Source organism: Verrucomicrobiia bacterium, assembly GCA_019634625.1.
Lineage (GTDB): Bacteria > Verrucomicrobiota > Verrucomicrobiia > Limisphaerales > CAIMTB01 > CAIMTB01.
Map to the genome: position 1 here is coordinate 243,620 of JAHCBA010000003.1, position 21,766 is coordinate 265,385.

Consider the following 21,766-nt stretch of genomic DNA (forward strand, 5'->3'; position numbering starts at 1 on the left):
GCTGCGGGCGCGGGGGCACTGGACCCGAGCTGGGTCAGGGTCTCATGGTGCTGCCGGATCGGAGGGTTCCACCTGCGGCATTCAGGGCTGCGGAGGCCCAGGCAACCGGGTTTCATGGGCGGCGAAGACGGGGTCCGAACGGGACCCCGAACGGTTGACCTGCCTGTTTTTCTCGCGGAGGATGCCGGGGTTTTGGTGCCGCAATGCGTGTCGTTATGACAAGATCCGCTTCTTTTCGCCGGGGTTGGTTGGCTGGTTGGATGGGGTTGTCGCTTGGCCTCCAGGCGGCGGAGCCCGTGGATTTCAACCGGCAGATCAGGCCGATATTCGAGGCCAACTGCATCATTTGCCATGGGGACGAGCGTCCGAAGGGGCGGTTTCGGATGAACACGCTGGAGGGGAATCTGGAGGGGGGGGATTACGGGGTGGGGCTGGTACCCGGGAAGCCGGAGGAGAGTCCGATCTACACGAGCACGATCCTGGCGGCGGACCATGTGGATTTGATGCCGCCGCCGGCGCAGGGGGGGCCGATGCCGAAGGAGATCACCGATGTGCTCAAGCAGTGGATTGCCGAGGGGGCGAAGTGGCCGGAGGGGTTGAAGATCGGGCAGGTGCAGCGGATCGACTTCGTGCGCGACGTCCAGCCGATCCTGGAGTTCCACTGTGTGGCGTGTCATCGGGAGGGTGAGGCCAAGGGACGGCTGCGGCTGGACAACAAGAAGGATGCGTTCACGACCGGCGAGTACACGGGACCGACGCTGGTGCCGTTCCATCCGGAGAAGAGTTCCTCGTACACGACGACGATCCTGCCGGCCGATCATATTGACCTGATGCCGCCGGCCAACCGGGACGGTCCGTTGCCCAGGGAGAAGACGGAAATACTGCGGCTGTGGATCGAGCAGGGGGCGCCCTGGCCGGATGGCATTGTGCTGACTCCGAAGAAGGCGGAGGAGGCTGGGGGCGACGAGGCGGCGACGGTTCGGGCCATTCACGAGCACATCGTGAAGACGACACGGGAAACCGCGGCGGCGGAGATGAGGAAGTACACGGAGGCCATACCGGGAATGGACGTGTCGTTCACGATGGTGCCGATTCCCGGGGGGGAATTCACCATGGGCAGCCGGGCGGGGGAGACGGGGCGGCAGGACGACGAGGGGCCGGCGGTGCGGGTGAGGATCTCGCCCTTCTGGATGGGGCAGCACGAGGTGACCTGGAACGAGTACGAGCTGTTCATGAGGCGGGAGATCGAGATGGACCTGCGCGAGCGCCAGGGGGTGGAGATGGCGGTGGATGCCATTTCGGATGCGGTGAGCCGGCCGACGAAGCCGTATGTGGAGATGAGCTTTGGGATGGGGAAGGACGGATATCCGGCGATTTCGATGACGCAGCATGCGGCGAACAAGTACTGCCAGTGGTTGAGCGCGCGGACGGGACATTTCTACCGGTTGCCCACCGAGGCGGAATGGGAGTATGCGTGCCGGGCGGGCACGACGACGGCGTATTCGTTCGGGGACGATCCGGCGGGGTTGGACGAGCACGCCTGGTGGGGAGGCAACAGCGACTGGAAGTACCAGCAGGTGGGGCAGAAGAAGCCGAATCCGTGGGGTCTTCACGACATGCACGGGAACGTCATCGAGTGGTGTCTGGACCAGTACGATGCGGACTGGTTCAAGCGGCATGCGGGGCAGGTGCTGGAGGATCCATGGAACCGGTCGACCAAGCCGTATCCGCACTCGGCGCGGGGCGGATCGTGGGACGACGAGGATCCGGCGATGCTGCGGAGTGCGGCGCGGCGGGCCTCGAACCGGTCGTGGAAAATGCAGGATCCGCAATTGCCGAAGAGCATCTGGTACCACACCGATGCGCAGTTCCTGGGGTTCCGGGTGGTGCGACCGCTGAAGGTGCCGAGCGCGGAGGAGATGGAGGCCTACTGGAACAACGGGGTGGAGAAGGATTGAAAGCGCGGCGGGACGGGCTGCCGGCTTTCCTGCCGGCTTTCCCGCGACGGGGCGCGCGGGTAGGGTGACGGGCGTGTCTGTGCAAGCGGCCGAAGCGAGACCGGCGATCGAACGGGAGCCGGGGGGCGGTTCTCCGATGCCGGACGGGCTGGCGTACCGGCCATCCGAGGGGGTGTACGACGAGCTGATGACCGTCTCGGGGGCGGTGCGGCCGGCGTATGAAACGCTGGTGCGGGAAATGGGCGAGCTGGGGGGGGAGGAGCGGCGGCGGCGGTACGAGACGGCGCGACGGATCATTCTCGAGCAGGGGATTGCCTACAACGTGTACGGGGATGCCTTGGGCATGGAGCGTCCCTGGGCCTTGGATCCGCTGCCCTTCATCATCTCGGCGGAGGAGTGGGGGATCATCGAGGCGGGATTGATCCAGCGGGCCACGCTGCTGAACCGGATCCTGGCCGACAGCTACGGGGTGCAGGATCTGGTGCGACGGGGGGGATTGCCGCCGGCGATGCTGTTTGCCCAGCCGGAGTTTCTTCGACCGTGTCATGGCTACCGGCCCACGGACGGGGTGTTTCTGCGGTTGTACGCGGCGGACGTGGCACGATCGCCGGACGGGCAATGGTGGGTGGTATCGGACCGGACCCAGATACCGACCGGGGCGGGGTATGCGCTGGCGAACCGGCTGGTGACGGCGCGGGTGTTGCCGGAGGCGTTCCGGGCGTGCGGGGTGCACCGGCTGGCTCCGTTTTTCCGGGCGATGCTGGCGATGCTGGCGGGATTGTCACCGCGGCGGACGGACGAGCCGAGGGTGGTGATGCTGACGCCGGGGCCGTACAACGAGACGTATTTCGAACAGGCGTGGCTGGCCCGGTACCTTGGCTATCCGCTGGTGGAAGGGCAGGATCTGACGGTACGGGACGACCGGGTCTGGCTGAAGACGTTGAGCGGGCTGGAGCCGGTGGATGTGGTGGTGCGCCGGGTGGATGACGACTGGTGTGATCCGCTGGAACTGCGGAGCGACTCGACGCTGGGAGTTCCCGGCCTGGTCGGGGCGGTAAGGGCGGGGACGGTGGTGGTGGCGAACGCGTTGGGGTCGGGGTTGGTGCAGAGCCCGGCGATGATGGCGTTTCTGCCGGGATTGTGCCGGCAGCTTCTGGATGAGGACCTGCGGATGCCCTCGGTGGCGACGTGGTGGTGCGGCCAGGAGGCGGAGCGGCGGTATGTGCTGGAGCACCTGGAGGGGCTCACGGTGCGGCCGGCATTTCGCGGGGGACCGGCGGCGTTGGAATGGACGGGGTCCGGCACGGAGGCGGAGCGGGAGGCGCTGCGACGGCGGCTGGCGTTTCAGCCGCATGCGTACGTGGCTCAGGAGCGGGTGAACCTTTCGACGGCGCCGTCGTGGGACGGGGAACGGTTGACGGCCTGTCCGGTGGCGGTGCGGGTGTATCTGGTGGCGAGCGGGGGGAGTTACCTGGCGATGCCTGGGGGGTTGACGCGGGTTTCGCCGGATCCGACGGCGCGGTTTGTGTCGATGCAGCGCGGGGGATCGAGCAAGGACACGTGGGTGCTGGCGGACGGGCCGGTGGACGAGGTGAGCCTGCTGCACGGGGGCGGGCAGGCGGTGGAACTGCGCCGGGTGGGGAACAACCTGCCCAGCCGGCTGGCCGACAATTTTTTCTGGCTGGGGAGGTATGCGGAGCGGGCGGATGCGACGGCCCGGCTGTTGCGGGGCACGCTGGTGCGGTTCAGTCCGGAGAACAGCGGCAGTGCGATGCCCCTGCTGGAGCCGCTGCTGGATGCGTTGTCGGGCCAGGGACAATTGGCGGGACTGTCGGAGCGTCCGGAGTGGCGGACGCAACCGGAGGCGCTTGAGGCGGAGCTGCTGGCGGCGATGTTTGATCCGGACCGCAAGGGGAGTCTGCGGCGTTTGGCGGACCAGTTGCAGCATCTGGCGATGCTGGTGCGGGACCGGACGTCGAACGACATGTGGCGGGTGCTGAGCGCGGTGAACGACCGATTGACGCTGCCGGAGGGGGGGCCGGTGGTCCTGGCGGGGGACGCGGTCGGGGTATTGAACCAGACCATTGTGGGGCTGGCATCGTTTCATGGGCTGGCGCGGGAGAACATGACGCGGGCGCAGGGATGGCGATTTCTCGACATGGGGGTGCGGATCGAGCGGTGCATCTATCTGGCGGCGTTTCTGGAAGGGGTGTTGCGATCGCCGGAGGCGGACAATCCGAGCGTGCTGGAGGCGGTGCTGGAGGTGGCGGACAACACGTTGACCTACCGGTCGCGGTACAACCTGTTGCCGGACATTGGGGCGGTGTTCGATCTGATCCTGCTGGACGACACGAATCCGCGGTCGCTGCTCTTCCAGATGAACCAGCTTGCCAAGCATCTGGACCGGCTTCCGCGGGAGCGCCAGTGCGCGCTGCCGAGTCCGGCTTTGCGATTGCTGATCGAGTGCCTGACGCGGGTCCGGCTGGTGGATCCGCGTCCGCTGTCGGCGATGAAGGCTGGCTGGTCCGGGAGCGAGGTGGGGGAACTGGTGCGAAGGGTGCTGGCGGATCTGCCGCGGCTATCCGAAGCCATTTCGGTGAGCTACTTCGCGCACTCGACGTATTCGCGAACGCGGGGGGCGGCGGGATGAACTACCGGGTGACACACCAGACGGTTTACGAATACGAGCACCCGGTGTCGGTGTCGCACCATGCCGCCCGGGTGCAGCCGCGGTCCACGGCGGCCCAACGGACGGACGGGTGGCGTCTGGACATCGTTCCGACGCCGGCGGTGCGGACGACGCGGACGGATTATTTTGGGAACCGGGTTTGTTTCTTCACGATTCAGGAGCTGCACCGGGGATTGGAGATTGTGGCGGAGAGCGAGGTGCGGTTGACGCCTCCGGTGTTGCCGGAGCCGGGGAAGAGCCCGCCGTGGGAGGAGGTGGCGGCGGCCCTTCGGGAACCGGGGTCGAAGGAGGTGCTGGAGGCTCAGCAATTCGCCTTTGAATCGCCCCATGTCCGGCCGTCCCCCGAGCTGGCGGAACTGGCGGCGGCGAGTTTTGTGGCGGGCCGGCCGCTGCTGGCGGCGATGGTGGATTTCAACCGGCGGATCCACCGCGAGTTCACGTTTGATCCGGAGGCCACGACGGTGGCGACGCCGGTGGAGACGGTGCTGAGGGAGCGGCGCGGGGTATGCCAGGATTTCACGCATCTCGCGTTGGGGGGACTGCGGTCGCTGGGGCTGGCGGCGCGGTACGTGAGCGGCTATTTGCGGACCTACCGGACGGGAGGGGGTCCGGACCTGGTGGGGGCGGATGCCTCCCACGCATGGCTTTCGGTGTTTTGTCCGCGGCATGGGTGGGTGGATTTTGACCCGACCAACGACTTGATGCCGGCGGCCGAACACATTGCGGTGGCATTCGGGCGGGATTTCTCGGATGTGAGTCCGGTGACCGGAATGATTGTGGGCGGGGGGGAACACACGATTCGCGTTGCGGTGGCGGTGGAGCCGGTGTGAGGCGTCCAGTGGGGTGCGTTCGACGGCATCGCTCCCCTGAACGCCTGCTTGGAGCCTACAGGTTTCATACCCCGTGGTGGCTGCCGTTCGTGGCGACTGACCGGTCAGGGGCGGGACACCCAGGGATTGCGTCGGAGATGGAAACGGAGCAGGCGGCGGGCCCAAGGGCCGGCGTAGTCCACGCCGATGCGGCGGCTGCGAACGATGGACAGGGGGGTGGGACTGACTGGTTCTACGAGGAAGAGGGAATCTCCGAGGAGATCGGTTCCATCGAGGGAGCGATCGACGTCGAGGGCCCGGCAGAGCAGGCCGGGGCCGCGGGGATTGCCGGGCAGGTCGCGGACGGGTTCGAGGGCACGAAGGAGAACGGCTGCGCCGTGGCCCTCGGGTTCGGTCACCACGTTCAGGCAATGGTGGAGGCCGTAGATGAGGTACACGTAGGCATGGCCCGGGGGACCGAACATCGAGCGGTTCCGGGGGGTGAGACCGCGGGACGAGTGGGAAGCGCGGTCATGGGGGCCGAGGTAGGCCTCGGTTTCGACAATGCGGCCGATTCGGAAGGAGCCATGGATGGGCCGGACGATCCAGTGTCCGAGGAGGTCACGGGCGACCTGGGCGGTGTTGCGCTCGAAGAAGGAGCGGGGCAGGCGGCGGAAGGGGAATGGGGAGGCGGGAATGCCGGACGGGAATGGGTTGGGAACCGGGTGGGGATCCGGATCAACGGGCCGGGGCGGTTTCGGTGGCAGCTTCGAGGCTGAAGCGGATGAACATGGCGATGTCATCGGTCGGGGGTTGAGCGCGGGCGCGTTCCAGGGCGGCTTGCAGGTCGGGGAGGAGGGGAAAGGCGCGTTCGCCAAGGAGTTCGGCGGCGCGGGAGGCATGCAGGACGACTTCCGGCATGGGGTGGGTCAGGGCCTGGCGGAGGGACTCGAAGGCTTCGGGGATCGGAGTCTGGGTCAGGAGGGCGGCGGCGAGTTCGATGCGCACCGTTGGGGACGGGTCGCCCAATCGTTGGCGCAGGGTGGCGAGGGTGGAGGGAGGGAGGGCGCGGTCGAGCGCGGTGGCGTGCAACCCGACGGCCGCCCAGTAACGGAGTCCGTCGTGGGGATGGTCCAGCCAGGCGAGTTGTTGGGGCGGGGCGTCCGGCTGTCCGACGTGGTCCGCTGCCTCGATGAGCTGTTCGAGGGGATAGTCCGTGGGGTCGCGGGCCAGGTCGCGTGGGGTGCGATCGGAGGTGAGGCGATCCCAGACCTGGGGTTCGGTGAGGAAGCCGGCGTCGCGGGTTTCGAGGATCCAGCGGCGGAGGACGGCACGGGACAAGGTCAGGCGGTCCTGATGTTCGGGGCGGTGCGCGAGGTTATGGAGTTGGTAGGGGTCGGCGTGGGTGTCGTAGAGTTCTTCGCGGGGTCGGCGGGGTGCGGCGTAGGTCAGGGGTTTGGGCCCCAATTGGCCGGCGGCGGCGAGGCGGCGGAGTTCCTGGCGGAAGGTGGAACCATCCGAGAACCGTTCGGGCGGCATCCACGAGAGGTGGGGCATGAAGTTGCGGATATACAGCCAGCGGTCATCGCGCACGGAGCGGGCCAGGTCGAAGGCCTCGTCCACGCGGTCGCGAGCGCCGAAGACGTGGGAGCGAGGGGGGTGGGGGACGGGGCCGAGGAAGGGCACGCCCTGCATGGCGGGCGGCACGGGAACACCACACAGGCTGAGCACGGACGGCGCGAAGTCCACGAAGCTCACCAGCCGGTCGGTGGTGCTTCCGGGCGGGGCGGGGGCGAATGGGTTCCAGGGTTTCGGGAAGGCGATGAGGAGCGGGACCCGCATGCCGGAGTCGTGGAGGACCCGTTTACCGCGGGGCATGCCCATGCCATGGTCGCCGAAGAAGAAGACGATGGTGTCTTGAGCGAGGCCATCGGCTTCGAGTTGGTCGAGCAGTTCACCCACCTGCTGGTCCATCCGGGTGATGCAGTCGTGGTATCGGGCCCAGGCGCGGCGCGCCTCGGGGGTGTCGGGGTAGAAGGGCGGCAATTGAGCGGTGGCCGGGTTATGGCGGTCGTGGGGGGAGAGTTGGGAGCCGATTTCCCGTTCGAACTCCTCATGGGACCAGACGCCGGTGCGGGACTGATGGGTGGTCATGAGGTTGAAGACCGCGAAGAAGGGCTGTCCGGGTTGGCGCTGGCGCCAGTGGGCGCGGGGCGAACTGTCATGCCATGCGTCGGCGATGAAGGCGGCCTCGTCGCGAAGGTTGTAGTCGGTCTTGACGTTATTGGCGCAGTAGTAGCCCGCCTCGCGGAGGCGGGCGGGGAAGCCGCGGATGTCGGGTCCCACCGGGAACTGGGAACGGAGGCGTTGGGTGCCCAGGGAGGTGGCGTAGAGGCCGGTGATCAGGGTGGAACGGGCCGGGGAACACACCGGGGCAGTGGCGAAGGCGCGGTCGTAGCGCACGGCGCGGGCGGCGAGGCGGTCCAGGCGTGGGGTCCTGGCCGAGGCATCTCCATAGCAGCCCAGGTGTGGGCTGAGATCCTCGGCGGTGATCCAGAGGATGTTCGGGCGGGCGGGCGGATTCGTGGCGGCAGGGGCGGCTCCGGGGAGCGCTCCTGCCAGGATGGCAGCGAAGACGGCCACGAGGCGGTGCAGGGCAGCAGGGGGAGCGAGGCGCATGAGGTCAGGGCGGGGTTGGGAGGTGGTACACGATTCTGCCGTTCCGTTCCACTTTGCGACCGCCTTCCTGGAGGATGGCGGATTCGGCGATCCGGGCGATCCGTTCCACGAGGTCCGAGATCCGGTTATGGATGGGCAGGCCGTCCCGGCTGTAATTGATGTAGGTGTCGTTGAAGGGTTTTTCCCAGCGGAGGCCGGGGGCGGCTTCGCGGGTGAGAGCGTCGGGAATGGCGCGGGCGCCCAGCATGACGCCCATCAGGCCACCGCAGGTGGCGGCCTGATTGTCGCAGTCGTAGCCGGCGCTGACGGCGATGCCGACGGTTTTCATGAAATCGCCGTCGCCATGAAGGACTGCCATGACACCGCAGAGGCCGTTGACCAGGGAGGAGAAGACGGACACGGGGGCCTGGTAGTCTCCGCGTTGGTAGCGGAAGTACTTGTCGTGGATTTTTCGACGGGTGGAGCGCCAGTCGGCGGGGGATTCGGCATGCCAGCGGATCACATCCTGGAGACCTTCATGGAAGGGGCTGTCGGGCGGGATGGCTGCGAGGGCGGCATGGACCAGGCTGGACGGGCGGTTTTCGAAGAAGGCCTCACTGATCATCACGGCGTAGGCGATGGTGGGGTGGACGCCCCAGTCATCGCTGGTCATGCGGGCGCCCCATTCGGCGCGGCGGGCGGCGTGGGCGGGCATGCCGGGGTAGAAGGCGCTCCAGATTTCGTTGACCAGTTGGGGATCGATTTGGAACCAGTGGGGGTTGTTGGCCTTGGCCCCGGTGTCGGGCGGGAGCAAGCCGGTGTCCATCAGGTCCCGGGCGGTGCGGTTGGCCACCCAGATGCGGCGGTTGATGTGGCGCTTCCAGGCTTCGGCGATCTGGGGGTAGGTGAGGTCCAGGCCATGCTGTTCCACGGCGTGCAGGGTGACGAACTCGATGTCGGTATCGTCGTCGGAGTAGGCGCCATCGAAGGCGGTGAGCATGAAGGGGACGAAGGCGCGGTGATCGGCACGGTTCATCCGGAGGCCGGCGTCCTCCAACGGGGTGTAATAGCGGTCCACGAGCACCGGGAGGGGTTCGTCCACATAGACCAGTTCGAAGGGGAACCCGAGGTAATTGCCGACGAGTTGACCGATCCAGAAGCCGGAGATCTTCTCGATGAGAACCTCCCGGGGGAGGGTGCGGCCGGTGGCGCCGATGGAGTCGCAAGCCAGCAGGGCAAGCCCGAGGAGCAGGCCGCGGGGGACGAGGTGGATCCTCATGCCCGCGGATCCTCGGGCGGGTCCGGGCGGAGGGACAAGGAGAAGGGGGCGGCCGTGGATCAGGGCGTCGATGGGACGGGAGCGGCGGCGGGCTGGTACCAGTCGCCGCGGATCCAGTCGGTGATGAGTTCGATCTCGGTGTCGGTGAGGATGCCGCTGGTGCGGTAGGCGGGCATGCGATCGTTCCGGGAGCCGTAGAAGTCGGCGTGGGCGGGATCGGCGATGAAGCGAATGGTCCAGTCGCGCGAGCCGTATCCGGTCAGGGTGGGGCCGTTGGCGTCGGCGATGGGCTGGTGGAACTCATGGCATTCCGTGCAGCGCATGGCCTCGGAGAGGAGGGCTTTGCGTCCGGCGGCGATCTGTTCGGCCTCGGCGGCGTCGAGTTCGCGCTGGGCGGGGAGGTTGGCCTCGGCGGAGAGGGCCTTGATGGCGAGGGCCAGTTGCTGTTGGTCCTCCTCGCTGAAGCGGGGGATGGAACGTTTCACGAAGCGGACCATGCGGCCTTCCTTGAAGGCGGTGCCGCCGAAGAAGCGGGGGCCATCGACGTGTTCGGGATCGAGGAGGTCGGCGATCCAGGCGCGGGAGGCGAATCCTTTGAGATCGGGGGCGGTTGGAGGGTCCTTGGGGACGCCGCCCATGCCGTCGTGGCCGTCGTAGTAGTGACAGCTTGCGCAGTGCTGGGCGAAGAGGCGCGGGCCACGGGTGAAGGCGTCGTTTCGGAGGAGGGCGACGGCGCCGTCAACGGGGATGCCGGCCGGGGCGGAGGCGAGGGTGATGGCGCGTTCGGCGTCGCGTCGGGCCTGGGCGACAGCCCGGACGTGATCGGGGTCGGAGCGATCCTGGCGGACGGCGGCGACGGTGAGGTAGCCGGCGCCACCGAAGATGGCGACGAGAACGAGGAGGTTGAAGGCGTGTCCGACGCGCCAGCGGCCCAGGAGGGGCATGAGGAAGAGGAGGGCAAGGACGACGGTGGGGATGACCAGGGCGCCGATCAGTTCCAGTTCGCCGGGGAAGTACTTCAGGAGCTGGAAGAGGAAGAGGAAGTACCATTCGGGCCGGGCGGCGCTGTAGGGTTCGGAGGGATCGGCGGGGGCATCGAGCGGGGTGCCGAGCGTGAGGACCAGGAGGAGTACCGCGGCCATGACGCCGAGGCAGGCGACGGCGTCCTTGAGCAACTGGTCGGGCCAGAAGTAGGCATCGGGTTTGCGGTAGGGGGTCCTGGCCTTGATGCCGTGGCGGCGGAAGAGCCAGATGTGCGCGACGGTGAGGATCACCAGCATGGCGGGGAGGACCCCGGCATGGAGGGCGAAGAAGCGGGTGAGGGTGTGGTGTCCGTAATCGACGCCGCCGATGAGGACCTGTTGAAGCTGGGGTCCGACGACCGGGGTGAGGCCGACGATGTTGGTGGCGACGCGGGTGGCCCAGTAGCCCTTCTGGTCCCAGGGGAGGAGATAGCCGGTGAGGGAGAGGGCGAGGACCACCAGGAGCATGAGGATGCCGAACCAGAAGTTGAACTCACGCGGGGCGCGGTAGGCGCCGTCGATCATCACCTGAACGAGGTGCAGGACGAGGAGGATGTTCATCGCCTGCGCGGTGTAGTGGTGGATGCCGCGGACGAGCCAGCCACCCCACATCTGGTGCTGGATGTAGAAGACGCTTTCCCAGGCGGTCTGCGAGCTGGGGCTGTAGGCGGCCCAGAGGATGATGCCGGTGATGACCTGGATGAGGAAGGTGAAGGTCAGGGTGCTGCCCCAGACATAGCGCCAGCGGGCGCCGCCGGGGACGCGTTCGAAGAGGACCTCGCGCATGAGGCCCTGGATGCCGGTTCGATCGTCGATCCAGCGGAGGAGGGGGCGTATCATGGCGGCGGGTTCAGACGGGGATTTGTTCGGCGCTGCCGGTGCGGAAGTTTTGGAACTTCACCCAGACTTCGTTGCCATTGCGGATTTCGACGGCCAGGCCGTCGAGCCCCCGGGCGGAGGGGCTGCCCACGGTCTCGATGGAACCATCCACGCCGAAGGCGCTGTTGTGACAGGGACACCAGAAGTGGTTGCGGCCGGGGACATAATCGACGAAGCAGCCGGCATGGGGGCAGGTGCTGTGCAGGGCCACGATCTCGGTCTCGCTGATGCGCCGGAGGTAGATCGCCCCGACGGGCGTTTCGGGGAACTTGTTCCAGGCGTCCACACGATCGGACACGACGGTAAACTTCCTGGGGACGCCATCGGCGGGGAGGGCTTCGAGACGGGTGACCCGTACGAAACCGGTTCCGGAAGGGTTGGGACGCCGGACGGGATCGAAGGCCACCGCGATGCCTCCCAGCAGTGGCGGAATGGTGGCCACGCCACCGACGGCGACGGTGCAGGCTTTGGTGAGGAACTCGCGGCGTCCCGGATCGGCGGGGGTCTCGGGATGGGGGGCGCTTGAGGGGTCCATGGCTTTTGCCAGAGGACCTTACGGACTCAGAAGCTAATGAGCAATACTAAACAGGAGGCGATCTTGGATTAGATGAACTGGTTTTCCTCGGCCGGCAGGTCATTCCCCTCCAGTCACCCGCATGAGTTGAACGACGCTGCAGAAGGCGGCGAGGGCGAGGTCGTTGGCGGCCGGCAGGACGCTGAAGGTCGCCCCGGATTTCCCCACCAGGAGCAGGGACGACGGGGCGTCGGGGGCGCGGGGCACCAGGATGAAGGCCGGCAGTTCATGGTCGGGCGGTGCGAGAGGGGAACGCTCCAGGGAGAGGGCGATTCCATCGCCGGGACGAAGGGCCGGTGCGGCGCCCGATTCGGCGCCGGGGAAGACGAAGGAAAGGACGTACCGGATTCCCCAGGCCGAGGCGGCACTGCGCGAGACCTGGACGGTGACCGCATGGACGCGGTCGCTGAAGGCGTCCCGGGCGAACGTCGTCGCCGGATGGTCCTCCCCGCCGGCGGCGACGGTCAGCAGGGTGCCTCCGATCGCCAGCGTGCAGGTTGTGTGGGCGGGGTGCCAGGCGGCGCGGGTTTCCACTTCCACATCGAGGCGTTGCAGAAGGGTATTGTTTGGGGGGTGAACTTGGGGCAGCGAGGGCTGGATGCCGACGAACGCGTAGGCGGGGAGGGGATACCGTGGGTCGGTGCAGGCGTTGACCGTGGACGCCCTCGGGAGTCCCAGCGTGTTTTGGACCACGGTCGTGATGGCGAGGAAGGGCGCTGCGTCGCCGGCCGGGCGGGGTACCTCGACGAGGATCGTTTCCCGGGACTCGATCACGGTGGTCTCCTCGACCGTGGTGGTTTCCTTCTTGATCTCCTTGCGATCGGTGTCGCAGGGCTCCGGCGACGTCCCGGGCGTCGCGGGGTTCGAGGCGGATCCGGGCTTGGAACCGGCTGGCCGGGCGCTGGACTCCACCGGGCCCGAGCGGTCTTCGAGACGTTTGGGCGGGCTGGGATCGGCGGCATGCAGGGGGGCGATGCAGGCGAGCGCTGTCAGGCACAGGCATCCGGCAAGCCGGAGAGACCGGACTGGGAAGCGGATGGGGAGCGGGGCGGATGCGGGTGTCGGGTGGCGTGGGGCGCAGGGTTTGGGGCGGGAGTGGAGATTCCCGACGACAGCCTGGTGGATCAGGGTGCTCATGCGGACTTCATGCAGGGATAGGGGCTGGCGGTTGGGATCGCCAGCACATTCTGGGGCACGCCATCCCGGTCCGTGCATCCCGGTGGGAACACGGCGACGGAAGGCGGTTTCGACTGGAGTGATGACAGCCCGTTGTGTGGATCAGCGGTCGAGGGCGAGGACGGTCACGCTGCACGGGGCGAGGAGGAGGTCGGGGCCCTGACCGCGAATGGGGGATTCGACGATGCGGAGGCGGGGTGGTTGGTCCGGATCGTTGTAGGCCATGGGGTCGGGATCGGCGATTTCCCAGCGGGTGCCGGTGCCGGTGAGGGAGGCGCCGCGGAGGTCGAGGGCGACGCGGAGTTCGGTGAGGGAGGGATTGACGAGGCCGAGGGTGAGGGTGCGTCCGTCGTCGGACCAGGCGGCCTGGGCGTCAAGGGGTCCTTCGGTGGTGGTGGGGAGAGGGCGGAGTCCGAAGTGCTGGCGGTAGAGTTTGAGGACGAGCCCGGTGGATTCGAAGGCGGCGTTGCGGCGGCTGGTCTTGATGGCGCCGATGACGTTGACGGTCTGGGCGTAGAAGGCGGAGGCGATGATGTCGCCCTGGCGGGCGAACTCGTGGAGGCCGGAGGCGATGCCGAGGCCGTCCTTGAGGAAGTAGCGGGTGCCGAGTTCACCGAAGACGTGGGGGCCGTACCAGTAGTTCCACTCGGTCATGGAGATGCGGATGTCCTTGTTCTGGAGGTGGGGCAGGTCGCGTCGGGCCTGGCGATGGAACTCGGCCTTGCGGCGGATGTTGTGGGCGATCTGGGCGACGTGGGCGGGCAGGGAGGGGCGTTCCTGGCAGTAGAAGTGTTCGGCGATGAAGTCCATGTGGTCGGAGCTTCCTTTGAGGAGGCCGGTGCTCCAGGGGCCGCTGTTGCCGGAGGAGATGGTGATGATGTTGGGATCGACCTGGCGCATGGTGTCCACCACCCAGTTCTGCTTGAGGACGTAGTGGTTGAGGGACATGAAGCCGAGCTGCCAGTCGCCCCACATTTCGTTGCCGATGCCCCAGTAGCGGACGGCGAAGGGTTCGGGGGCGCCGTTGGCGGCGCGGCGACGTCCCCAATCGCTGGTGGCGGGGCCGTTGCAGTATTCGAGCTGGGCGGCGGCGGAGTGGGCATCGCCGAAGCCGGTGTTGACGGTGATCCAGGGTTCGGCGTCCACGAGCCGGCAGAAGCGGATGAACTCGTGCATGCCGAAGTCGTTGTGCTCGACGCCGGTCCAGGCGGGGTTGGTGCGGGGCGGGCGGCGGTCGCGGTCGCCGATGCCGTCGCGCCAGTCGTAGCCGCTTACGAAGTTGCCGCCGGGCCAGCGGTAGATCGGGGCCTTCAATTCGCGGAGGAGGGCGAGGGTATCGGCACGGAGGCCTTCGACGTGATCGGCCGGCATGAGGGAGAGTGTGCCGAGGCGGACATCGCGGTCCCGGACGCGGATTTCGAGGGAGGCGCGGTCGGTGGTGGCTCCGGCCTGGAAGCGGAAGGTGCGGCGGCGGTAATCGCCGGGAGCGGCGACGAGTTCGATGGATTGTCGGGCGGCGGGTTCATCGCCCCAGCGGAGCGTGACTTCGACGCGGGCGGGTCCATCGCCTTCCGCCTGGAGCCAGGCGTAGCCGGTATAGTCGCGGCCGGCGGTAACGCCGAGGTCATGCTGGGCGATGGCGCCGTCGCGGGGGAGGCGTGGGGTGTGACGTCCGACGAAAGGTTGATCGCGGCGCATTTCCGCGGGGCGATCGGGGGTGAGGATCTGCCAGGGGGAGGCGCCGACGACGGGGAACGGGCTGTTGGTGAGGGCGCGGTAGGGACGGTAGTCCGGGGTGATGGGGTGGTGAAACTTGCGGTCTTCGAGCATTTCGGCCCAGATGCCGCCGTAGATGCAGCGACCGAGGTGTTCGATGAACTGGCTGTAGATCTCGACCGGCATGGGGGCCAGTTCGCGGGAGGCGTCGATGGTCACCTTGGCGGCGGGGGCGGGCGTTTCGCCGGGCACGGCAGCCGGGAGGGCGGCGATGAGGGTGGCGAGAGCGAGGGGGAGGGGGAGGGGGAGTCGAGTGCGTGGTTTCATGGATGAGGGGCAGGGTTGGGATGGGATGGGGATGGGGAGGGTAGGTTGCGGGATCAGCGATGGAGATAGGTGGTCCAGCCGAGGTAACGAGTGAAGGCCTCTTGGATGCCGGCGGCGGTGCGGGTGGGGTTGATGGCCACGTGATGTTCGAAACCGTTTTCGCAGAGGTGGCGGAGGAGTCGCTGGAAGTCGGGGATGCGGACCACGCCGACGCCGCCGAAGGTCTGGAGGGGGTCGCGGGTGAGTTCACCTTCGCCCACGTAGGCGCGGATGCAGCCGGAGAGGTCGTCGGTGGAGCAGCGGAGGTAGGTGAAGGGCGAGGCCTGGAGGCGGCCGACCACGGTGCCGTAGGTGTTCTCCTTGCCGACGCTGCCGGCGATGATGGCCTGATGGTCCATGACCGGGGCGCCTTCGCCTTCGGGGACGAAGAGGTCCTTGGGGAGATTGCTGCAATGGAAGATGACGCCCTGGTCGGGATCGTCGTTGTAGTTGTTGTTCCAATCGACGAGGGCGCTGGGTTTGGCGCCGGCGTGGGAGAGGATGTGCATGGCGAGGGCGCCGACGACATCGACCTCGCAGGCGCTGCTGAGGCCGAGGTTGCTCATCATGCTCATGAGGGTGCAGGGCACGACGCCGAAGAACTCCTCCATGGCGGTCCAGCATTGGATGGCGGTGGCCTGGAGTTGGGCGCGCTGCATCCAGCCGTCCACGGCGACGCCGAATTTGGCCATTTTGAGGAGGGCGACGGCCGGAACGGCGGGGGCGGACACGTAGCCGCGGATCTCGGCCAGCTTCGCCAGAACGGCCGGGTCCTCATCGCGGAGTTTGCCGATCCAGCCGAACAGTTCGAAGAGGTCGAGGGTTTCGATGGTGATACCGGCGCGTTCGAGGAGGCGTTCGCTGTAGCGGACGGTGTTGAAGGCGGCGGGCCGGGCGCCGAGGGCGCCGAGGCGGAGGTTGCGGAGGCTGCGGAGGACGCGGCAGGTGACGGCGAAGTCTTCGAGGTCGGTGCGGAAGGAGGGTTCGCCCGGGTGGGTGGTGTGCAGACGGGTGAGGGTGAAGGGGATGCCGTACTGGCGGAGGTTGTTGCAGACGGAGAGTTTGCCGCAGAAGGCGTCGCGCCGGTCCCGGAGGGTCATGAACCCGGTATTGTCTTTGAAAGCGTGTATGAGGACCGGGACACGCAGGCCGGAGCGGCGGATGGTTTCGGCGACGGCACGTTCATCGCCGAAGTTGGGGAGCGTGACGAGAAGGCCGTCGATCCGGGAGGCGTGTTCACGGAAGAGGGCGGCGCAGCGGTCGGCTTCCTCGAGGGACTCGACGGCGCCATAGCGGGTGGCGTCGGGCGGGAGGGCAATCGTCTGGAAGCCTGCGGCTTCGAGCTGGCGCAGGACCTCGGTGCGACCGGATTCGCAGAGGTGGGCGGGAAAGAAGCCGCGATTGCCGACGATGAGGCCGAGTGTGACAGGGGCGGGAGCGATCATGAGGCGGTGCTTGGTGGGTAAAGTCTCGGGGTCTGCCGATGGGCGATGGGAACGGTTTAGCGTCCCGGACGGGCGGTGAGAAGAGGGATCGTTGGGGGCATGGGGAAGCGACAGACGTTCATGGGCGGCAGGCTACGGGCCCGCGGAACGGGTTCCCAAGCGAGAAGGGGTGAAACGCGGGGCACACAGGGGCGGAAACGGGCTGTCCCCGGGGGAGGAGGAAGGGGGGGCAAATAGGAGACCTGAGACCTGAGACCTGAGACCTGAGACCTGAGACCTGAGACCTGAGACCTGAGACCTGAAGTCGGAGGGACGAGCTTCGCGAGTCCATGTCTACGCCTGAAACCGTTGCATGGCCTTGCGGGAGCTCGGCCCTCCGGAGCCTGTTTCGCCACAGGCGTTCCTGAAGTGGCCAATCTCCAGGTGCCGGCCTTGCCTGCGGGGATATGGCCGAAGAGAAAAAACATAACTTGTCTGACAGAATAATATGATTTGTTGACTGTCCGGAGGACGGGAAGGCAATCAAAATGAGGATGGCCCTTAATGTCTCCAAAGGGCGGAGGGCAAAAGGGAAAAGAGAAAGAGAGGGGGAGCGGAGGGCAAAGAGGGCAAAAACAAAGTGCCTGACCGATTGATTTGATTTGTTGACTACCTGGAGGACAGGAGGACAGGAAGACAAGCGGAATGATGGTGTCCCCCAGTGTCCCCAAAGGCCGGAGGGCGGAGGACGGGGGGGCAGGAAGAGGGAGGGGAGTAAGAATTAAACTGCCCGGCTAACTAAACGTATGGGTAAGTAAATAGAAATAATGCCTGACCATTTGCTTATCGATGGCAGGCGTTGCAGAGGGATGGCGCCGGCGGAGGTCGGCGGGTGCTGGAGGGAGAACGCAGGCGGCCATTGATCCGGGGGGCCGAATCGGTGTCTTCCCGGCGGCAGACTCGGAATCGTGGGCCGGGCGTGGCGTCAGCGAGTCGAGGCCAGTTCGGGGGCGCTCGGGGCCGGGGTGGTGGGCCGAAGGACCTGGAAACGGGGTGCCGCCTGGGGGGATGTGGCGGGAATGGAAGATGGGGCCGATTCCGCGGAAGCGGGGGAGACTTCGGGAGCGTCGGGTGCGATGACCTGGCCGTCCACGAAAGCGACCAGGGAGGCGACGGCGTCACGGAGATCGTCCGCATGCAGGTCGAAATCGGTGGAGGACCTGGCGCTGAGGTCGGCCTCGGCGGCAATGGCCTGGGCGGAGCGGTCGATGGAGGTCATGGCCACGTTGATCTGGGCGATGCCGCGGGCCTGTTCGGAGGAGGCGGCGGCGATGTGGCGGACGCGCTCATCGACCTGGCGCGCCTTGTCAACGATTTCGGTGAGGCGGGTGTGGACGTGGCGGGAGATTTCGACGCCGCGGGTGCTGCGGCTTTGCGATTCCTCAATGCTTTGGGCGGTGTTGCGGGCGGCTTCGCCGGCCCGGCGGGCGAGGGCGCGCACCTCGTCGGCGACGACCGCGAAGCCAAGGCCGGCTTCCCCGGCCCGGGCGGCCTCGATGGCGGCGTTGAGGGCGAGGAGGTTGGTCTGGAAGGCGATTTCGTCGATGGTCTTGAGGATGGCGGCGATGCTGTCGGAGGACGCCTTGACCTCGTCGATGGCGCGGGCGAGTTCGGCCATGTCGGCGGCGCCGGCTTCGGCGGCGGCACGGGCCTCGTTGGCGAGGGAATTGGCGGAGGCAGCGTGCTCGGAGTTTTGTTCGACGGCTTTGCGGATGCCTTCGACGGAGGCGGAGGTTTGCTCGACGGAAGCGGCCTGCGAGGCACCGGATTCGGCGAGGGTGGCGCTGGACTGTGCGAGTTGGGAGGAGGCGGCGCCGATACGTTCGGAGGACCCGGTGAGGCGGTTGACGATCGGGTCCAGGGTGCGGCGGGTGCGGCGGGCGAGGACGGCGACGAGGAGGACGGCGAGGGCGGCGATGGCAAGGGCGGCGGTGCCGAAGGCGAGGACGCCGCGCCGGATGGAGGCGAAGCTGTCGATGACGTTGCCGGTACGGTCGCTGGCGACGGCGGTGCAGGTCTCCTTGAGGGCGGCGGTGGCGACGCGAAGGGTTTCCACGGCGGAGGGCAGATCGCCGTCGAGGGCGGCCATGGCCTCCTGGAAATCCGTTTCGACCAGGCTGTGGATGCGATCGAAGGTGAGGGCGAGCCGTGTGAAGGCGGACTCGACGGCGGCGACCTGGGCGGCGGTCGGGCCCACCGGGAAGAGGGCGGCGAGGGCGGCGATGGGTTCCCGAGTCTGGTTGCGGCGTTGCCCGGCGAGCTGGAGGCGGGCGGGTTTGTCGTCGTCCTGAGCGAAGAGGAGTTCGTAGGCGTGCAGGCGGTAGAGGGCGAGATTCTCCTCGAGGCTGGCGATGTGCTGGAGGCTGGGGAGCCCTTCGGACCGGAGTGAGGCGATGGCGATGGTGCCGTCGGTGCAGATCCGCCACAGGACGAAGCCCTGGACCCCGACGAAGGCGAGGAGGAGGAGAACGACACCGCGGATGTTGCGGAAGCTCCTGCGCAGGGAGGTCGAGGGGGCGGATTTCATGGCTTGGGGATGGGAGGCGGGGGCGGACTGGGTGGGCGAGGGGGGGGGCTACTTGAGATCGATCTTCTTGACGCCGGTGAGGTCGGTGTCGGCGGGGACGATGCCGACGGCGCCGGCGGTGGCGGCGACGGTGGTGACGAGGGCGGCCGGGGAGTCGGCACGTTTGGGAGCCTGGCCTCGACCGGAGAAGGCGAGGCGCTGCCAGTGGGTGCGGAGCTGGGCGCCGTTCATGCCGCTGAGTTCTTTGATCGCATCGTCGGCGCGGTCGGCGAGGAGGACGAGGGTGACGGCCTGACCGCCATCCCAGTAGAGCTTCTTGCCGGTGAACATGTCCTTGAGGGCGGCGAGGTCCACGTTGGCGGTATTGGCACCGGGATGGGCGACCACGACGAATCCGTCGAGGGCGGCGGCACGGGCGGTACCGAGGAGGAGGAGGGTGCCGGCGGCGAGCGCGGCGAGGAGCGACCGGGGTTTCATAAACTTCCTTGGGGTGGGGTGGGTTAGAAACTGAGGGTGGTCTTGGCGGCGAACATCCACCATCCGTTGTCGTCGCGGACGGGGTTGCGGGCGTTGTCCTGGACCAGGCCGGTGCCGCGGAGGTAATGGCCTTCGAGCTTGATGAGCCACCAGTCGCGGATGTCGAAGCGGACCGACAGGGCGGTGTCGCGCTGGTAGGCGTCGGAACGGAAGGCGAGGTTGCGTCCGCTGCGGTCGGAGGTGTCGGCGTAGTACTCGGAGTAGTAGGAGCCGACCTCGAGCCAGGGATTGAAGCGATAGGCCGCGCTGACGTACCAGGCGTCGGAATGGGACTGATCGGAGGCGGCGCGTGTGCCTCCAATGAACGTCTGGCTGTTCGCGGTGCGGAAGTAGTATTCAGCCTGGAAGGTCCAGGACTTCCACAGGTACTCGAGGGAGAGCTGCGTGAAGGGGACCTCGAGTTCCTGGGCGATCGAGCCCGGGCCGAAGGGGGGATTGACGGTGGTGTGCAGGGTCAGGTCCGGGACGTATCCGAGCAACCCGCCGGCCCGGAGTCCGGGGACCGGAGTGGCCCACCAGAGCTGGAGTCCGAGCATGACGAAGGTGTCGAAGCCATCGAACGAGGCGATGGGGGCGGGGGGGAGGCCGTTCTGGATCAGCCGGCCGAGGCCGCCCTCCTCGGAAAGGCTGACGACGCCGCCGAAGGCTTCGTAGGAGACGCTGCCGGCCCTGCCGGCAGGGATATGGCCGAAGAGGACACCGCCATCGACGGAGGTGGAGAAATCGCGCCAGCGTGCGTCGTAGATGCCCTGCGGCAGCAGCACGGAAGTGCGGGCGAGGTCCACGTCCTGGATGTGGTTGTAGATGCCGCCGGGGCGACGGACGCGACCGCCGCGGACGCCGAAGGTGTCATGGAACGAGTATTCGACCTGGGCATAGTCGAGGAACGGCTTGTAGTCGCCGACATCGCCGAGGTCGAAGGCGAAGGCCTGGGCGGAGATGCGGGTGCGTTTGAAGGGGGAGATCGAGGCGTTGAGGCCGAACTCGTTGAACGACAGGGAACCATTGGCTGTGGAGCCGAGGTAGTTGTAGTCCGAGGAGTAGAGGAACCCCTGGCTGGCGAAGCCGTGGAAGTTGACGGTCTGATTGCCGAGGGAGAGTTCCCAGGCGTTGGCGGAAGTGCCGGCGAGAGCGGCGACACCGGCGGCGAGGGCGGTCTTGAGTTGCTTCATGGCGAGTTGGGGGTGGGACCCGCCCTTGGTCCCGGTTCCCCTGCGGGAGTTCCGGAGTCGCGGATCCACAGCAACCTGTATCGGACGGCGTCGGCGTAACTGAAACGGGAGACGCGATGCCGTGCATCCCGGAGTTGTGGGGAGCGGTGCAGACTTGGCGAAGCATGGCCCTGGAGGGCCGAGTTCCATGAGGCCGCAACGGTTTGGATCGCTGGGTAGAGGACTCGCGGAGTTCGTCCCTCCGATCCGGTGGATCCTTACCCACCACTCCGGGATGCACCGGGGGCGATGAAGCCGCGCGGATTGAACTGGCGGGGCGGGGCGGGTAGCGTTGGGGCCACGTTCAAGGACGTGCCCTATGCCGATCTACGAATATGCCTGTCCGAAGTGCCGGCGGATCTACAGTTTCCTGTCCAAGAGATTGCAGCCCGAGCGGGAGCCGGTGTGTCCGAAGTGCGGGTTCGACCAGTTGGTGAAGCAGATGAGTTCCTTTGCGATGATCAAGGGGGTGGCGGAGCCGAAGGCGGCGGACGATGTGGGGCCGGACGGCGAGCCGATGCCGGACATCGACGAGGGGAAGATGGAGCGGGTGATGTCGGAGCTGGAGCGGGACATGGATCATCTCGACGAGAACAACCCGCGGCACATGGCGCACCTGATGAAGAAGATGAAGGACATCATGCCGTCGGGGACGGTGCCGAAGGAGCTGGACATCGCCATCAAGCGGCTGGAGAAGGGGGAGGATCCCGAGAAGATCGAGGAGGACATGGGGGATGTCCTCGGGGATTTCATGGGGGGGCCGGAGGGCGAGGACGACGGGATGGGCGGCGGGTACGGCGGGGGGGGCGGGTATTCCCGGGACAGCGGGTTATACGATTATTGAGGGAGGGCGAGGAAGCGGTGGATGAGCGGCGGATGGA

Annotated in this window: 15 protein-coding genes; 4 read left to right on the plus strand and 11 right to left on the minus strand. The window is 67.2% G+C overall.

Translation table 11 applies throughout. The annotated features are described in order from the left end of the window. The first annotated feature begins 260 nt into the window (after positions 1 to 260). From KF833_03140 to KF833_03150, 3 genes are all read left to right on the plus strand, one after another. Positions 261 to 1,958, plus strand: coding sequence for an SUMF1/EgtB/PvdO family nonheme iron enzyme (locus KF833_03140; GenBank protein MBX3744279.1), 1,698 nt, complete (start codon positions 261 to 263; stop codon positions 1,956 to 1,958). Positions 1,959 to 2,031: 73 nt separating this feature from the next. After that, positions 2,032 to 4,608: a circularly permuted type 2 ATP-grasp protein gene (locus KF833_03145; protein MBX3744280.1), complete on the plus strand. Its 2,577-nt coding sequence runs from the start codon at positions 2,032 to 2,034 to the stop codon at positions 4,606 to 4,608. Then, positions 4,605 to 5,477 carry a transglutaminase family protein gene (locus KF833_03150; protein MBX3744281.1) on the plus strand — a complete coding sequence of 291 codons (873 nt, stop codon included), beginning with the start codon at positions 4,605 to 4,607 and terminating at the stop codon, positions 5,475 to 5,477. The genes KF833_03145 and KF833_03150 overlap by 4 nt, the downstream gene beginning before the upstream one ends. A gap of 104 nt (positions 5,478 to 5,581) precedes the next feature. Here the strand turns inward: KF833_03150 and KF833_03155 are convergent, their stop codons facing one another. From KF833_03155 to KF833_03205, 11 genes are all read right to left on the minus strand, one after another. Continuing rightward, on the minus strand, positions 5,582 to 6,259 hold the full coding sequence (locus KF833_03155) for a DNA-3-methyladenine glycosylase (GenBank protein ID MBX3744282.1): 678 nt from the start codon (positions 6,257 to 6,259) through the stop codon (positions 5,582 to 5,584). After that, positions 6,195 to 8,135, minus strand: a complete 1,941-nt coding sequence (locus KF833_03160) for a sulfatase-like hydrolase/transferase (GenBank protein ID MBX3744283.1) — start codon at positions 8,133 to 8,135, stop codon at positions 6,195 to 6,197. Before KF833_03160 ends, KF833_03155 begins: the two co-directional genes overlap by 65 nt. A 4-nt stretch (positions 8,136 to 8,139) precedes the next feature. After that, entirely contained in the window at positions 8,140 to 9,393 is a 1,254-nt protein-coding gene (locus tag KF833_03165) for an ADP-ribosylglycohydrolase family protein (GenBank protein MBX3744284.1), read from the minus strand. Positions 9,394 to 9,452: 59 nt separating this feature from the next. Then, positions 9,453 to 11,255, minus strand: a complete 1,803-nt coding sequence (locus KF833_03170) for a cytochrome b N-terminal domain-containing protein (protein ID MBX3744285.1) — start codon at positions 11,253 to 11,255, stop codon at positions 9,453 to 9,455. Positions 11,256 to 11,265: 10 nt separating this feature from the next. Next, positions 11,266 to 11,829: a Rieske 2Fe-2S domain-containing protein gene (locus tag KF833_03175; protein MBX3744286.1), complete on the minus strand. Its 564-nt coding sequence runs from the start codon at positions 11,827 to 11,829 to the stop codon at positions 11,266 to 11,268. Positions 11,830 to 11,928: 99 nt separating this feature from the next. Further along, positions 11,929 to 13,005 carry a hypothetical protein gene (locus KF833_03180; GenBank protein MBX3744287.1) on the minus strand — a complete coding sequence of 359 codons (1,077 nt, stop codon included), beginning with the start codon at positions 13,003 to 13,005 and terminating at the stop codon, positions 11,929 to 11,931. Between the two features lie 141 nt (positions 13,006 to 13,146). Continuing rightward, the gene (locus KF833_03185; GenBank protein MBX3744288.1) at positions 13,147 to 15,087 is read right to left on the minus strand and encodes an alpha-N-arabinofuranosidase; all 1,941 of its coding nucleotides are present in this window, start codon (positions 15,085 to 15,087) and stop codon (positions 13,147 to 13,149) included. 53 nt (positions 15,088 to 15,140) lie between these two features. Further along, positions 15,141 to 16,571 (minus strand): fucose isomerase, encoded by a 1,431-nt coding sequence (locus KF833_03190; GenBank protein MBX3744289.1) that lies wholly within the window; start codon positions 16,569 to 16,571, stop codon positions 15,141 to 15,143. A gap of 964 nt (positions 16,572 to 17,535) precedes the next feature. Further along, positions 17,536 to 18,588: a hypothetical protein gene (locus KF833_03195; GenBank protein ID MBX3744290.1), complete on the minus strand. Its 1,053-nt coding sequence runs from the start codon at positions 18,586 to 18,588 to the stop codon at positions 17,536 to 17,538. A gap of 597 nt (positions 18,589 to 19,185) precedes the next feature. Beyond that, positions 19,186 to 19,614, minus strand: coding sequence for a hypothetical protein (locus tag KF833_03200; protein MBX3744291.1), 429 nt, complete (start codon positions 19,612 to 19,614; stop codon positions 19,186 to 19,188). Between the two features lie 23 nt (positions 19,615 to 19,637). After that, positions 19,638 to 20,846, minus strand: a complete 1,209-nt coding sequence (locus KF833_03205) for a hypothetical protein (GenBank protein ID MBX3744292.1) — start codon at positions 20,844 to 20,846, stop codon at positions 19,638 to 19,640. 358 nt (positions 20,847 to 21,204) lie between these two features. Between KF833_03205 and KF833_03210 the strand changes: the two genes are divergently transcribed. Continuing rightward, the gene (locus KF833_03210; GenBank protein ID MBX3744293.1) at positions 21,205 to 21,729 is read left to right on the plus strand and encodes a zinc ribbon domain-containing protein; all 525 of its coding nucleotides are present in this window, start codon (positions 21,205 to 21,207) and stop codon (positions 21,727 to 21,729) included. The last annotated feature ends 37 nt before the right edge of the window (positions 21,730 to 21,766 follow it).

What these genes read in the sequence shown, in the direction of transcription:
- KF833_03140 (MBX3744279.1), top strand. Translation starts at nt 261, where the DNA reads ATGGGGTTGTCGCTTGGCCTCCAGGCGGCGGAGCCCGTGGATTTCAAC.
- KF833_03150 (MBX3744281.1), top strand. Translation starts at nt 4,605, where the DNA reads ATGAACTACCGGGTGACACACCAGACGGTTTACGAATACGAGCACCCG.
- KF833_03155 (MBX3744282.1), bottom strand. Translation starts at nt 6,259, where the DNA reads ATGACATCGCCATGTTCATCCGCTTCAGCCTCGAAGCTGCCACCGAAA.
- KF833_03160 (MBX3744283.1), bottom strand. Translation starts at nt 8,135, where the DNA reads ATGCGCCTCGCTCCCCCTGCTGCCCTGCACCGCCTCGTGGCCGTCTTC.
- KF833_03165 (MBX3744284.1), bottom strand. Translation starts at nt 9,393, where the DNA reads ATGAGGATCCACCTCGTCCCCCGCGGCCTGCTCCTCGGGCTTGCCCTG.
- KF833_03170 (MBX3744285.1), bottom strand. Translation starts at nt 11,255, where the DNA reads ATGATACGCCCCCTCCTCCGCTGGATCGACGATCGAACCGGCATCCAG.
- KF833_03175 (MBX3744286.1), bottom strand. Translation starts at nt 11,829, where the DNA reads ATGGACCCCTCAAGCGCCCCCCATCCCGAGACCCCCGCCGATCCGGGA.
- KF833_03180 (MBX3744287.1), bottom strand. Translation starts at nt 13,005, where the DNA reads ATGAGCACCCTGATCCACCAGGCTGTCGTCGGGAATCTCCACTCCCGC.
- KF833_03185 (MBX3744288.1), bottom strand. Translation starts at nt 15,087, where the DNA reads ATGAAACCACGCACTCGACTCCCCCTCCCCCTCCCCCTCGCTCTCGCC.
- KF833_03190 (MBX3744289.1), bottom strand. Translation starts at nt 16,571, where the DNA reads ATGATCGCTCCCGCCCCTGTCACACTCGGCCTCATCGTCGGCAATCGC.
- KF833_03200 (MBX3744291.1), bottom strand. Translation starts at nt 19,614, where the DNA reads ATGAAACCCCGGTCGCTCCTCGCCGCGCTCGCCGCCGGCACCCTCCTC.
- KF833_03205 (MBX3744292.1), bottom strand. Translation starts at nt 20,846, where the DNA reads ATGAAGCAACTCAAGACCGCCCTCGCCGCCGGTGTCGCCGCTCTCGCC.
- KF833_03210 (MBX3744293.1), top strand. Translation starts at nt 21,205, where the DNA reads ATGCCGATCTACGAATATGCCTGTCCGAAGTGCCGGCGGATCTACAGT.